The following is a 14,034-nucleotide window of genomic DNA, read 5'->3' as shown; positions in this document are numbered from 1 at the left end:
TAAAAACCGTCCTTAGAACTCGGGCTCGTATTCTACGAACCAGTAGTCTTGGAGTTCTTCGAGCGTTCCCGTTGTTTTTATCCACTGAATGAAAGTATTCATCCACTGGAGCGTCTCGAAATCGCCCTTTGGGATTGCCACTCCGAAGTCCTCCCTGGTGAGGAGGTCTTCAGTAACTTCCAGCTGGTCGTATTTCTTGGCCATGAATCTTGCATAGATCGAGTCGAAGATCATTGCGTCGGCTCGTCCCGAAGCGACCTGGAAGGCTGCCTCGTCGATTGTCTCAAACATAAAGATCTGAGCTTCGGAGAGAAGTCTGTTCGCCGCTTCTGCACCGGTCGATCCAAGTTGTACCGCGATCTTGACATCTGGATCATTCAAATCTTCTTCGGTTGGTGGAAGCTCATACTTGTTCGTGTTGTAGAGAATTATCTGACCCACGGTAAGGTATGGATCTGTAAAGTTGACTCTCAATGCCCTTTCCGGAGTAATAGTCATTGCCGACCAGATGATGTCGAATTTGTTCGACATGAGAGCGGGAATTATTCCGTCCCAGTTCACAACAACAAATTCCAGCTTCACATCGAGGATCTCAGCCATCTTCTTCAGAAGGTCGACTTCCAGCCCTATGCGATCACCGTCTGGGTTTGTTCCGTAAAGGGGCATGTAACCTGCGTCCTGTCCGACTCTCAATACACCTCTCTGCTTGACTTCATCGATGAGACTTCCAAATGCCAGTGTCATACAGAGTAAAACCACAACCACCAGTAACTTCTTCATAGTACACCTCCATTAAAAAAAAAGACCGGGCTAAAAGCCCGGTCTGTTGAATTCTGAGAGAGCACGACTAAAGAGTGCCGCCTCCCGGAACCGGGCGCCGCAGTCTGTGATGATGAAGCTTATTTGTTCTTATCGATGGAATGAAACTAACTCTCACAGAGATCACCTTCGTTGTGTTTTGATAAACGATAGTATCAGCACTGGATATGAAATGTCAAGTAACGTTTTGTGCAGAGGTGTTAAGAGAAGGTATGCAGTCCTAAAGAATTCTCATAATCTCATTCGTAATTTGTTGGGCCTTTTCCGGATTGATCACAATATCGACGGATCTCGCATCTATCTTGTAGACCGGCGAAAGATCGTACTCTTTTATCCAGCTGGAGTAAAGTTTGTCCAACTGTTCCCAGTAGGCAATAGGGACCGCAGTTTCCATTTGTCTTCCCCTTCGTCTTATTCTCGCCAGAATAGTGTCAACATCGGCATCAATATAGACCAGGAGATCCGGCTTCTTCAGATACTCGATCATCGAGTCGAACATTGTAACATACGCCTTGAATTCCCTGTCGGACATTTTTCCGGTCTCGAAGAGGTTTCGGGCGAAAATCTCTTTGTCTTCGTAAATTGAACGATCAAAGACAGTACTTTCATTCTCCTCGGCACTCTTCAGGGAGCAGTACCTGTGATAGAGAAAGTAAGTCTGGAGATGATAGGACCATCGCTTCTGATCGTAGTAGAAGTCTTCAAGGAAAGGATTATCGGAAACCGACTCGAAGTGAATCTTATAGCCCAGTCCTTCTGCTATTGCACCTGCTATTGTAGATTTGCCGGCACCGACATTGCCGGCAAAGACTATTATCTTACCCAATCCGCATCACTCCTGTAAATCTAATTCTGGGACAATTTTAGCATTAGTTCGTTCTAAGGAAACTCTAAGGTTCCTCACGTCAAATAGTACATTATCTACTAGAGGAAGTGAGACCGTGAAAAACCGCTACCAGAAAACACGATTGGCAGTCCAGGTAATCTTTTTTGTTCTTGTTCTGTACATAAGTGTTGGCCACTATCTTGCAGAAAAACATATTGCTGAACTACCCGGGACTGCAAGCCTTCATGCAGTCTGTCCATTCGGCGGTGTTGTAACAATGTATAATCTACTTACCGATGGCAGCTACATTCAGAAAATTCATCCTTCTAACCTCTTTGTCATGGGAGGATTGTTTGCCTCGCTTATTCTGGCAGGGGCCTTTTTTTGCGGGTGGATCTGTCCTTTGGGAAGCGTGCAAGAGTGGGTTGGAAAGCTGGGGAAGAGGGTACTTAGATCGCATTACAACAAAGTCCCCGTTCTTCTCGACAAGATACTGAAATTTGGCAAGTACTTGATGCTGCTCTTTGTGATAATTCAGACAGCTAGAACGGCAACTCTGCTCTTCAGCAATTTTGATCCCTATTACAATCTTTTCAACATATGGACCGACGAAATCGCTGTTACTGGCTATATTGCAGTCATCCTTACGCTCGGGGCTTCCTTCTTCGTTGAACGGCCTTTCTGTCGTTATGCTTGCCCGTTGGGAGCGATTACCGGTTTATTCAACTCCTTCAGCCTGATAAGAATTAGAAGAAGGCCTTCCACCTGTATTGACTGTGGCCTGTGTGATCTTGCATGCCCGGTCGGCATAGACGTTTCGAAAGAGACCGTTGTGAGAAGTCCAGCATGCAACAGATGCCTGAAGTGCGTTGCCGTTTGTCCAGTGGACGACAAAGGAACCCTCACTACAAGGACATTCTTCAGTAGAAGCGATACTGGAAAGAAGGGGATTCCAGCAAGGATCTATATTCTCGTTGCAGCCCTCGCTTTTCTGCTGCCGATAATGATTTCTCTTTTTGTGGGTGCTTTCGAGACGGAAAAGGCAAGGGTCTACGTTGTTCCCGAAGATATCAAGGGTTCAACATCTTTTGCTGAGATAATCGACAATTATTCCGTCTCAAGAGAACAGCTCTTCAACAGTCTGGGAATTCCCGAATCGGCTTCAGTAGAATTGAAAATCAAAGATATAACTGGAATTCTGGGTTTTGCTGGTGAAGAAGAAATCATTTCTAGAGAGCACATTGCACTCTTGGTCGAGAATTACAATGATCCTATCACTTCGTTGGCCGAGCACAGCAAAGCAGATTTTGCCGAGATTCTCTCACTCGTGGAATCCTCCGGTCTCAATGGATCGGATTCGGTCTCTGAGGTTATGAAGGAAGGGCCAAGCGGGTTGTTCACACATCTCTTCAGTGGAAGATGGCCAAATGAATCATCCGCAGTTGACACACTTGCCATTGAGGCGCCATTAGAGGATCACGGTAAATCGACTCCAATTGATATCAAGGGTTCAACAAGCCTTTCTGAAATCAGTTCGGTTGTTCAGGATTTCGATGCTTTTCTCGAGCATTTCGGCATACCAAAGGATGAGCCTGCGGCATCGCAGTTGAAAGACTTGAAAACAAAATTCAACATTGAAATATCCGATATAAAAGAGTATCTTTCGGAGGAGTAGTGCGTTCACTCGTAAAGCCTATTAGTTGAGCCTCCTCTTGTTGTATAATTTAATAGAACTCCGTTGAGTTCATGCACTGATGAGGAGGGATAGAAATGAAGAAACTGTTGTTGATTGTGGTTGTTTTAGGGCTGGCTGTTGCGATGTTCTCTGAGCCCCTGATCGTCTGGCCAGATAAGTCTCATGGAAAACCACTAGTAGCCGGTCTGCATGCTCCCGTTTACGGAGAGGCAAAACTGGATGTCTTTGGAAATATTATCGGTTGGACCGGTCCGAATCTCGGGCTTGGATGGACTTGGAAGACATACTTTAGCCCGCTAGAACTTCAGAAAATCAACTTCTACTACGAAATCGGAACTAATATTGTGATATTGCCTTATATCGGGGCAGGATTTGATTATGCTTTAGTTCTTCAGAATAACCAGACGCTGCTTGTTGGAGCGGGTGTTTCGGCTTCCCCGTTAACCGTTCTCGGCTTCTTCTTCAAGACACCTACGGCGATTCTATCGTCTGTCTTGAGTTCCGTAAGACTGAATATCGCGGTAGTTTTTTGATTAACGACTATGTATAATTGACCCCGAAAGGGGTCATTGTTTTGAGTGAACTGGATAAGAGCCGCAGAGAAAGAGATCAGGCAGACGAGAAAGCGTACACTGAAGTCAAGTCTGTTCTGGCGAAGTATACTTTTGTTGCAGTTTTGGTACTTGCAGTGATACTGATGCTTCTTTCTTCAAGAGGCAGGGTAGAAGAATTCGATCCGGAGAGAGTATTTTCAACCGTTGAGGAGACATCTTTTCTCTTCATAATGGAGAATCTCCTTCCAGAAGGAGAGAAGATGGACCATCTGGAGATAGTTTCCATCGATTACAGAGAAATCGAGTGGGGAATGTACTCGTACGAAGCTCATGTAAAGTACTACTTATCTGGAGCTGCCAGAAGCCTCCACACTGTCTGGGATTACAGAGTTCGAGATGACAGCATCGACCTTTTGAGATACTCGTTCGACGGAGAAGAATGGCTCGAACCTTAACTGTTATCAGCCACGCTGTATGCCAAAAATTGCATATGGAGAATGAAAACACGTTGACTTGATATGGGTATTAAGTGTAAAATCATTAGGTAGGGATAGCTCAACATTACTTAAAAGGGGGTAATTTAATGAAAAAAGTCCTAATTCTTGTGGCAGTCCTTCTGGTAGCTTCGATTTTCGTTGCAGCGCCGAAGAACTTCATTCTGGGCCAGGGCCTTTATGGAGACGTAGTTTACGATCTGGCAGGGAACATAACCGGTTACGAAGGAATGGACTTCTACCTGTTCCAGGCCAGCACGTACTATGAAAAGCCACTGACACCAAATGAATTGAATGCGTACACTTTTGACGGCAAATTCCTTTTCTTCATCCCGGTGTTTGGCAGAGGATGGGAGTTCGTTCTGAGACCAGTCGATAGCATAGTTCTAACAGCGGGACTCAGCTTGCTTTATAACTTCCTTCCCGGACCATATCTGAATTTGACTATACTTCTATAAGTAATTTGGAGATGAGAAAAGACGGTGTTCATGCACCGTCTTTTTCTTTATTTAAGAGGTGAGATACTCGCTGTCTCAAAGGTCGAATCTACGATAGGTTTCTAAGATAGTCTGGTGATGAGTACGTCACTTTTCCTTCTTCCGTCCGCAAGAGGTCTTGTATGATGCCGGTTCCTCCTTTAAGTCGGTTCAATCCTCGAATATCCAATTTGCTACAGAAGAAAAAAAGTGACAGTGTTTTCGCTAACGATGATCCCTCAACCGACTCCTCATCATTACCCATAAGTCAGAGAGTTAAATTCCACCAATATGCTGGTTCATGTGCGAACTTGTATTTTGCTCCTGATGATCCTGATCTTAAATCCTCCCTTGAGGGAGGAGGGCCACGTACTGGCGGAGGGTGTAGGTCTTTGTAGACGAGAAAAGCCGATGCTCTGAAATAGTCCTCCGAGAGCGGTTGCTCGATGTTCGTTCTTGGTTGCTGGTAGGAGCATTCATATTGATCTCAGACCAAATAGCGTGAAGTAGTGAACATATCGTTCAATTTCCAACAGGCAAACCTATTCTAAACGTTGTTAAAAGAGCACACACCCCACCGCAAGCGGTCCCCCCCCGCTCAAGCGGGGATTTAAGATCAAGAGCCAGGAAGAACCGGGTCTAGGGTTGTGGGGTGTAGGGTCTCGCAAGAGAGAGAAAAGTGGCTTTCAGTTCCGATGCTACGCGTCCAGATTCTTCGTTCCTGGTTAAAAAGCGAGGGAGAAGTGAAATGCATAGACTGAAGAGACACGAAAATTCTAGCTCATTGTGAAACTAAGGAACAGGATGATTGAGCTCCAGAAAAGATAATGTGGGTAATGATGAGCAACCAACTCGGGGCCGTAAGGAGGATCGATATGAGAGAAATCAGAGAAGACGCCAGGTACATAATCGAAAAATCTATAGAAGCAGTTCAGCCAGAGACTTCAGTCAAGAAGGCTCTCGAGAAGGCGGGACTTACCGGTCCGATCTTTCTGCTGGCTATCGGGAAGGCGGCCTGGAGAATGGCAAGGGCCGCGAAGGAGAAACTCGGGCAGGAGATCGAAAGCGGAATAGTCATCACCAAGTATGGCTACAGTCAGGGTGAAATAGAAGGCATTGAGGTTTTCGAGGCTGGCCATCCGATTCTCGACATGAAGACGCTTGCAGCCACCGAGCACGCGCTGAAAGTCATAGAGTCCAGAAGGCCCGAAAAGCTTCTATTTCTAATTTCAGGCGGTGGATCGGCGCTTTTCGAGAAACCCGTTGAAGGCGTCACTTTCGAAGATCTAGTTCAAATAAACAACAAGCTCTTCCGGTCTGGCGCAAGTATTGTTGAAGTCAACACAGTCCGGAAGCACCTTTCAGCTGTTAAAGGAGGCCGATTTGCAAGGCTCGTCGCTCCATCGCAGATATTCACGCTGGTGCTTTCAGATGTGTTGGGAGATCGACTCGATTCAATAGCGTCCGGTCCCGCATATCCTGACAGCAGTACAAGCGATGAGGCCATTGCCGTTATAGAGAAGTATGGGCTGAAGCCGAGACGAGAGGTACTTGAAGCTCTCAGGCTCGAGACTCCTGATCGACTCCATAATGTTCAGACTGAAGTTATTGGAAGCATTAAGAGGGCCTGTGAGTCTGGGGTCACATTTGCAAGAGAGCTTGGTTACAATAGCTCTATTCTCACAACTTCCCTCGACTGTGAGGCAAGAGATGCAGGTCTATTTTTTGCAGCAATCGCGAGGGAAGAGCTGTTCAACAGGCCTGTGAAGAGACCGGCGGCTCTGATCGCCGGTGGTGAGACCGTAGTACAAGTTAGAGGCGAAGGCCTAGGTGGTAGATGTCAGGAACTTGCTCTTGCCTTTTCAATCGCGGCCAATGGGATGCAGAATGTTTTACTTGCCTGTGTCGGAACGGATGGCACCGATGGGCCGACCGACGCCGCAGGGGCAATCGTTGACGGGAGCTCGATGCAGAGAATGATCGATGCGGGGATAGATCCTCAGCGCTTCCTGCTGGATAACGATTCGTACCATGCTCTCGAGAAATCCGGGGATCTCGTCAAAACCGGTCCTACGGGCACGAATGTGAACGATCTGATCGTACTCCTCTGCAAATGATTAACCCATAATGATCTGGTTCAAAGGAAGAGATTCCTCTCTTATCTAGACTCCTTTCTCCCAGAGGTTTCATATCGCTATTTGATTGTCCAGCCTACCATTCCTTTTACATAATACCTCTGCAACAGGATATAGATTAGAATCGGAACGATCATGACCATTAAGGATGCTGCGGAAAGCAATCCCCAGTCTACGTGGTAAACGCCGCGCATCAACGGAATTCTCTGAGTTGCCAGTAATTTGCCGGGTGAATACAGAAGTATTAGTGCCAGGAAGAAATCGCTCCATACCCAGGTGAATTGAAGAGCGGAAGCCGAAGCGATGGCTGGAAATGCATTTGGAAGCACAACTCGAAAGAAGATTTCAAAATCCCCGGCTCCGTCTATTCTCGCTGCCTCCTCCATGTCTGCAGGAAGAGTCTTGAAGTAGTTTCTCATGAAAAAGGTTATCCATGGTACTCCCCATGCAGTGTGAACCAGAATCAGTCCAAAATAAGTGTCCACAAGGCCCAGCCCGCTCATTATTCTGAAAATCGGTATGGCAATCATCTGTTGAGGAAGAGCCAGAGTTAGCACAACCGTAAGAATGAACGTTTTCCTCAAAGGGAAGCCGTATCTGGAGACTCCATAGCCTGCAAGTGTAGCAAGCAACAACGGAGCGATTGTTGCAGGAATTGCGATAATCAAGGAGTTTATCATGCCCTTATACAAAGGTGCTGTTTGGTGGTTCAGCGCTCCAGAAAAATTGGAAAGAGTCGCGTTGAAAGGTTCGAGTTTCCACCAGCCATTTATAACTTCACTGAAGGGTCGTATAGCTGTCATCACAACACCCATCAGCGGGAGAATCCAGACAAGAGCGATGGTCCATGCAACGATTGTCTTCACCAGAGTATCTTTCCGGGATCTCTTCATTCTGCCTCATCCCCTGCGGACTTCATCATGGGAATTGCAGCAAGCAGGGTGGAAGCCGTGATTAGCACTGCAACAACCGCCGACTTTCCAAAGTCCCATTCTCGAAAACCGTATAGATACATTTGCAGTGCAAGAACGTTCGATGAACCACCAGGACCTCCCATAGTTGCAATATAGACGATATCGAAGACCTTCAATTCCCAGAGAAGCGTCATTGTCAGGACAACAACGGTTATGGGTTTCAGCAAAGGGATCGTGATCTTGAAGAGCATTTTCGCTTTCGAAGCGCCATCTATTTGAGCTGCCTCATAATAAGTGTTCGGTATGGTCTCAAGTCCGGCTGAATAGAGAATCATTGAAAATCCAGTCCACAACCATACCGAACCAAAGATTAGCGAAAACAGCGCCGTCTCTGGATATGCAGTCCAGGTCTTTGCTTCCAGCCCAAACGTTTGGAGAACTAGATTCACAACTCCCACACTCTCCTCAAACATGAATCTGATCATTATTCCACCAACTATCATCGGCATTACCATGCCGAGGAATATTATGGATTTGACGATTCCTCCTCCCCTAACACCTCGCAGTAGAACTGCAAGAGACAATCCGACAATAGTTGTGAGGGGAAGATGAATTGCGATCCACATAATATTGTGAATTAGTGAACCAAAAGGGAAGCCTCTATCGAGGCCCCGGGTATCCAGAATATCTCTACTAAAGAAAACCTCTTTATAGTTAGAAAGAGAGAGACTTCCTTCTTCATCCACGAAACTCAAGAATATTGTGTTTATCGTAGGGTATAAAACAAAAACGACCAGAAGAAACAAGGCCGGCAGGATGAAGTAACCGAAATGCTTTAACTTTGCCTTTCTTAAAGCCAATCATCTCACCCCCGAAGAAAGAAGTGGGACCCTTTCGGGTCCCACAAGAGGAAATCCGCTATTCGGGCATCTTTTGCTCAAGATCCATTAGAATGTCATCAAGTCTCTCAGGTCTAACCCACAGCAACTTCAGCTGATCCCAGAAGGCTGTCTGCCAGAGGCCGCCAATTGAATCATCAAGATCGTTCAAGGTCTCAACGCCTTCTGTCAGTTTCGCGATTTCCTTGTCTACCGTCGGGTAGTTGGACATATCGACTTCAACCGTTGCGATATGACCGCCCTGTGAAACCTGGATGCTCTGTCCCTTCTCTCCAGAAAGGAACTTCACCAGTTCCAGAGCTTCTGTCTTGTTGGCTGCGAATTCGGGGATAAAAGCATAGTCGATACTGAAGACCATTCCACGATTCCCCGGGAGGCTGAAGACGGCCAAATCATCTGGATCGTCTACCATACCTGTAATCCACTGTCCCATGAAATAGAGTCCGTAATCTCCGTTCCACCATTGTTCAAGAATGGTTGTCCACTCAGTCGGCTCACTGAAGTATCCTTTTTCGATTAGATAGACCAATTTGCCAATTGCGTTACGAACAGCATAGCTGTTCCAGGATGTGTTGCCTTCAATAAGATCCTTCTGGAGCTCGGGTCCACCAAAGGCAATCAAGAAGTGTTCGGTTACGTCAGAAAGTGGCCATCCAACTCCGTTTCCACTTGCTATGGCGTTTTTGACTCCTTGTGTTGCTTTAATTTTTTCGAGCAAAGTCAAAAACTCATCCCAGGTTTCTGGCGCCGTCAAGCCATTGGCCTCGAAGAATGATTTTCTGTACCAGAATCCCGGTTTTACTTTCGCGGTGTATGCAATTCCGTAAACAGCGCCATCTGCAGCAGTGACATTGTCGAGTGCGCCTGGAATATATGCGTCTGTATCGATCACGTCGGTCAGTTCCACAATGTTTTTTGTATTGCTGGTTATGAAACTTGACCACATGAATATGACGTCTGCAGGAGATTTCTTAGCGGAAAACTGAGCGGGTAAGACGTTGGCCAGATCCTCTGCTCTGTATGTCTGGTAGGTGTAATCAATTCCAGTCTCGGCTTTGAATGCTTCAAGAACAGGAATAAAAGCATCCATTTCACCACCCGACCAAGGACCGATTACAGAAACTGTACCGGCGAAAAGCACTGCAGAGATGAGAATTAGAACTGCCACCAAAAGCTTCTTCATCGAAAATACCCCCTTTTCAATGGATAATTTGTTTTCAGTAGTCAATTCCCTCATTGCCGCGACAAAAATTGGAGTTTTGGGCGCGCAAATCTCTAGAGTTTCTTTACACTTAGTCCTTCAGAAGATTTGACTTTCATCGGTACAAGTTTGTTCAACATGTATCAATATGTTAGTAAATAAGAAGATTGGCGCGGTTCTTCCCAGGAGATGGCGAGATCTCTAGTCTCTTCGTACCAGGACATTTGCAGAAAAGGTTTTTCGGATCGATTGCCCCGAGGATTCTTTTCAATACGTAATCATCCTTCTTGGTCTGCTGGAAGATTGTAACAGGCAAAGCACGAGGAATTTCAGGCAGAGAAAAGTCATGTCGAAGAACCGCAACGCTTTCTATGGATTGCTCTTATTTCAGTCAATTACTGCATTCCTGGTTAAAAGGAGTGATTTAATTCAATCAGAGGCGATACTTGCTTCTTGGAACCCTTCTTGCGGGAACTTAAACAATGCACTTGCGAGTTCAGGCAATTATCTGCTCAATCTCTCTTCCACACTGCCGTCGGGAAGAACGAAGTCAACTGAGTAGCTGATTATCTCATCAAGTTGAAATCTTGCGCATTCTTTCCAGTTACCTTCACAATACATTCTAATCCATTCTCCATCGATCTTGCCCTGTTCGTAAGCTTTCACGACTGGGCATTCATGATAGTTGATGCAACTTTCTCCTTCCACCTTATCACCACCTTGTTCTAGTCGTTAATTATGTTATCACAAAGGGTGGAAATTGCAATAGCCATCATTTGTAAGCCACAGCTTTTGTAATATTTTGTGCATCCGTTATACAATACTTATTATGAAGGAACAATTTTCGGGGGTGATCTAATGCAAAAGAGATGGATGCTGATCCTTGTCATATCTTTGATCCTTGTGCTTGCACTTTCCGGGTGCATTTTCAGGCGGTTCTCCGTAATGGTAACTTGTACTCCTTTGATCGAGAGGATTGAAGTAGGAAACAGAGAGAGGGATCTTCCTTACAGCTTCTCAGTTAGAAAGGGACAGACTGTGAATGTGAAGGCTCCGTTAGTTCCCGGTTATGATTTCGAGGGTTGGCTGGTAAACAATGAATTGAGAGAGGCTGCTGAAATCTCCGTCACGATTGAAGACAACTCCACAATCAAGGCAATATACAGTCCCAGACTGGTTCACGAAATTACTTATGGGGGTTCGGGAGAAGAGCTTGGAAAAGGATTGGTAGTCGAAAACTCTTCCGAGATAGTCATTGGTGTTACTTCAAACTCAACAGACAGCTCCTTGATTCTTGAAAACAAGGGCGGCAGCGATTTTTGGACCCCTTACCTTCAGTATGCGTCCAGCAACTATACTACTGAACCTCAGCTGTCCTTTGGAGGCAGCAAAGACGAGAGTCTTCTCGATACGGTAAGAATAACGGGGGGTTACGTTTCTGTCGGATGGACAACTTCCAGCGATATAGTCTATTCTGGCGGCGGTTATCCATATCACGGCGGTACGGATGGATATGTAATCATGACAAGCAACGATGGGTCGCTCAGATGGCAGACATATTTGGGTGGCAGTGGAGACGATATAGTATATTCGGTGAATACCACTATTGGTGAGAAACTTGTTGTGACTGGAATGACGACTTCTTCCGACTCCAATTTCGTAGACAGCGGCTACCATGGATCGAAAGACGGCTGGATGGCGATAATGAGTTCTAACGGCACTCTAATTACAGATCTTATAAGAGCTTACGGTGGATCTGGAGACGATGAGTTGCTTTACGGAATGCAGACCAAAGAGGGTGGGTATATAGTCTGTGGATATTCGAAGTCGTCTGACGGAAACCTGATCACCCTCAACAGGTCGACAGGAGAGGATCTGTGGATAATGAAACTCGACCCGCAACTCAACATACTCTGGCAGGATCTTCTAGGCGGCCAGAACGATGAAAGAGCGAACGTGGTAAGAGAAGTGAGTGACGGGTACATAGCGGCCGGCTTCACTGAATCCGCTGGAGGAGACGTCAATGAAAACAAGGGAGGCAGGGATCTTTGGGTACTTAAGTTCTCATTTGACGGTGAACTCGAATGGAGCAGGACATACGGCGGGAGCGAGGATGAAGAAGGATTCGATATCATCCAGACGGCAGATGGAGGATTTGCGATCTGTGGTTACACTGAGTCCTCGGACGGAGATATTAGTCATGAGAACAGAGGCATGCGAGATCTCTGGATTGTTAAGCTGGGGCCTGATGGTTATCTCGAATGGGAATCGACTCTTGGCGGATCGAAAAACGATACGGCAGCGAGAGTCAGAGAGACTGAGAAGCGCGAGCTGATAGTTATAGGAACAACCACTTCCTCAGATCGCGACATAAAACGTCAGATACAGGGGCCCTCCGACGCATGGCTGCTAAGGCTTGGAAGATGAGTGCCGAATGGGTGATTGATTGAAAGCCGAAAACATTGTTGAGAGTGAAATCGTCGCTCTTCTTAAGGAGAGTAATGAGTGTTCCGTTTGTCGCTCAATGGAGAAATCTGTAGATGTATGGGTGATAGGCGCCTTCTCGAATCTTCTTCACAACGAGAAGGCGCGTCTCGAGATGAAAAGAGATGGTTTCTGTGCAGACCATCTGAAAAGAATAACTGAACTTGCCAAAGAGAAATCAGATGTCGGATCACTGGCTGTATCGATAGTCTTTCGTGAGCTACTCATAGAGCAGCTTGCCTGGCTGAGAGTAAGGAGAAAACCAGTCTTTCGGACGAAAAGGATACCGGGACCTGGAAGCTGTGTTCTCTGTTCAATTGCCAATCAGACCGAAAAGATCTATCTCTCGGCCTTCAGCAGGTTTTTCCATAGCCTTGAAGTGAGGAAGAATTATGAAGAGTCTGGGTCAATTTTTTGCATCAATCATTCAAGATATCTTCTGAGAAAGCTCGACCAATTAACGCAAGAGTGGTTCACTGAAATTCAGAAGAGGAAATATCGACAACTTTCGGAAGAAATCGAGGAGTTCGTGTCAAAACACGACTATCGTAATAAGGTTCCGATTGGCTTGGAACGAACTGCCTGGTTGACAGCCTCAAAAGTAATCGGTGAGAGAGAATCTGGAAGTGATGTGTGGTGAGATCATGCTGATCTTTGAAAAAGATCGATCTCACAGAATCGAAATCTCTTGCGAAGTTTAGTTAGGGTTGGATAATTCACCTCAGGGAGAAAGAACTCTAAACAAGCCCAATAGTGCCTGATCTCTCATATCATCCTCGGTCATCGCTCAATAAGGATTCTGAAATCCTTGAAACCAGGCACAAAGAAGGCCCCTTTCGGGGCCGTTGCAGGAAAGTGCTTCCATTGGAAGCTTCCGGGGTGACTTCTATGCAGCCTAGTGCATTTCTTCAGTTTGTTAGTGCCTTCACGGAAACAATGCTTCAATAACTGATACCACTAATTCTTTCCGGGTGTTTCGTATCTGACTCGGCTCATTGTAACGAGGCCGCTACAGAGGATGAGGCTTTAGTCCTGACGGTTTGTCTAGAGACCAAGAGTTACTCTGTACAATCTTGTGCAACTCTCTTCAAAAAGTTTTCTGTTCTTAGCTTTTACTTCAATCTTTTCTTTAGTATTCAAGTAATATTCCCACCTTTTCGCAAATGTATTTGTCTATGTTTATACTATACTCAATAATATTGAAAATGTCAAGTCATAAAGTCAAAATACATCTTGTGAGGTTTGATTATTTCTATATATGAAGTGAAAAATGTTGCAGATATGCATTAAGTGGTGTGATAACTCTCTTTATTTTGATGAACGTCACTTTCCATAAGTATTTCTAAGGTCCGCTCTTCACGATACGCTGGAAGATGGTATGCGCGTAACATTTGTTACGGAAGAAATTCAGACGAAGAGATACGATTTTCTTGGAAGATTTGGAGGTGAAGAAGTGAGTGAGTTATTCAACAAAGAGGAGTTCTTGAAAGGGCTAATAAAAAGGCTTCATGAAGAACCAGACAGTATCGAGAGCAT

At 45.6% G+C, this 14,034-nt stretch carries 14 protein-coding genes; 8 read left to right on the top strand and 6 right to left on the bottom strand.

Annotated elements, in window-relative coordinates; genetic code table 11:
- Positions 1 to 12: 12 nt before the first annotated feature.
- Together ENN47_12720 and ENN47_12715 are read right to left on the bottom strand one after the other, a co-directional pair.
- Positions 13 to 780 (bottom strand): transporter substrate-binding domain-containing protein, encoded by a 768-nt coding sequence (locus tag ENN47_12720; GenBank protein ID HDP79011.1) that lies wholly within the window; start codon positions 778 to 780, stop codon positions 13 to 15.
- Between the two features lie 259 nt (positions 781 to 1,039).
- Positions 1,040 to 1,645, bottom strand: a complete 606-nt coding sequence (locus tag ENN47_12715; GenBank protein ID HDP79010.1) for a deoxynucleoside kinase — start codon at positions 1,643 to 1,645, stop codon at positions 1,040 to 1,042.
- 115 nt (positions 1,646 to 1,760) lie between these two features.
- Between ENN47_12715 and ENN47_12710 the strand changes: the two genes are divergently transcribed.
- The 6 genes from ENN47_12710 to ENN47_12685 all read left to right on the top strand — a co-directional run bounded on the left by ENN47_12710 (position 1,761) and on the right by ENN47_12685 (position 6,982).
- Positions 1,761 to 3,320, top strand: a complete 1,560-nt coding sequence (locus ENN47_12710; GenBank protein HDP79009.1) for a 4Fe-4S binding protein — start codon at positions 1,761 to 1,763, stop codon at positions 3,318 to 3,320.
- Positions 3,321 to 3,415: 95 nt separating this feature from the next.
- Positions 3,416 to 3,874, top strand: coding sequence for a hypothetical protein (locus tag ENN47_12705; protein HDP79008.1), 459 nt, complete (start codon positions 3,416 to 3,418; stop codon positions 3,872 to 3,874).
- Positions 3,875 to 3,924: 50 nt separating this feature from the next.
- Positions 3,925 to 4,350: a hypothetical protein gene (locus ENN47_12700; protein HDP79007.1), complete on the top strand. Its 426-nt coding sequence runs from the start codon at positions 3,925 to 3,927 to the stop codon at positions 4,348 to 4,350.
- A gap of 128 nt (positions 4,351 to 4,478) precedes the next feature.
- Positions 4,479 to 4,847, top strand: a complete 369-nt coding sequence (locus ENN47_12695; GenBank protein ID HDP79006.1) for a hypothetical protein — start codon at positions 4,479 to 4,481, stop codon at positions 4,845 to 4,847.
- Positions 4,848 to 5,008: 161 nt separating this feature from the next.
- Complete coding sequence (locus tag ENN47_12690) at positions 5,009 to 5,263, top strand: hypothetical protein (GenBank protein HDP79005.1); 255 nt, start codon at positions 5,009 to 5,011, stop codon at positions 5,261 to 5,263.
- A 477-nt stretch (positions 5,264 to 5,740) separates the two neighbouring features.
- Positions 5,741 to 6,982: a glycerate kinase gene (locus ENN47_12685; GenBank protein ID HDP79004.1), complete on the top strand. Its 1,242-nt coding sequence runs from the start codon at positions 5,741 to 5,743 to the stop codon at positions 6,980 to 6,982.
- A 77-nt stretch (positions 6,983 to 7,059) separates the two neighbouring features.
- On the opposite strand, the gene ENN47_12680 is transcribed toward ENN47_12685, so the two are convergent.
- The 4 genes from ENN47_12680 to ENN47_12665 all read right to left on the bottom strand — a co-directional run bounded on the left by ENN47_12680 (position 7,060) and on the right by ENN47_12665 (position 10,722).
- Entirely contained in the window at positions 7,060 to 7,893 is an 834-nt protein-coding gene (locus ENN47_12680) for a carbohydrate ABC transporter permease (protein ID HDP79003.1), read from the bottom strand.
- On the bottom strand, positions 7,890 to 8,774 hold the full coding sequence (locus ENN47_12675; protein ID HDP79002.1) for a sugar ABC transporter permease: 885 nt from the start codon (positions 8,772 to 8,774) through the stop codon (positions 7,890 to 7,892). Before ENN47_12675 ends, ENN47_12680 begins: the two co-directional genes overlap by 4 nt.
- 58 nt (positions 8,775 to 8,832) lie before the next feature.
- Positions 8,833 to 9,996, bottom strand: coding sequence for an extracellular solute-binding protein (locus ENN47_12670; protein ID HDP79001.1), 1,164 nt, complete (start codon positions 9,994 to 9,996; stop codon positions 8,833 to 8,835).
- 522 nt (positions 9,997 to 10,518) lie between these two features.
- Positions 10,519 to 10,722 carry a hypothetical protein gene (locus ENN47_12665; protein ID HDP79000.1) on the bottom strand — a complete coding sequence of 68 codons (204 nt, stop codon included), beginning with the start codon at positions 10,720 to 10,722 and terminating at the stop codon, positions 10,519 to 10,521.
- A gap of 150 nt (positions 10,723 to 10,872) precedes the next feature.
- Here ENN47_12665 and ENN47_12660 point away from each other — a divergent pair, with 150 nt between their 5' ends.
- Entirely contained in the window at positions 10,873 to 12,441 is a 1,569-nt protein-coding gene (locus tag ENN47_12660; GenBank protein ID HDP78999.1) for a hypothetical protein, read from the top strand.
- Between the two features lie 19 nt (positions 12,442 to 12,460).
- On the top strand, positions 12,461 to 13,138 hold the full coding sequence (locus tag ENN47_12655; protein ID HDP78998.1) for a hypothetical protein: 678 nt from the start codon (positions 12,461 to 12,463) through the stop codon (positions 13,136 to 13,138).
- Positions 13,139 to 14,034: the final 896 nt, after the last annotated feature.

Origin of the sequence: Mesotoga infera (assembly GCA_011045915.1) — a bacterium.
In the GTDB taxonomy this organism is placed as follows: Bacteria; Thermotogota; Thermotogae; order Petrotogales; family Kosmotogaceae; genus Mesotoga; species Mesotoga infera_D.
Note: the sequence above shows the minus strand (reverse complement) of the source record. Positions and strands in the feature narration are given on the sequence as shown.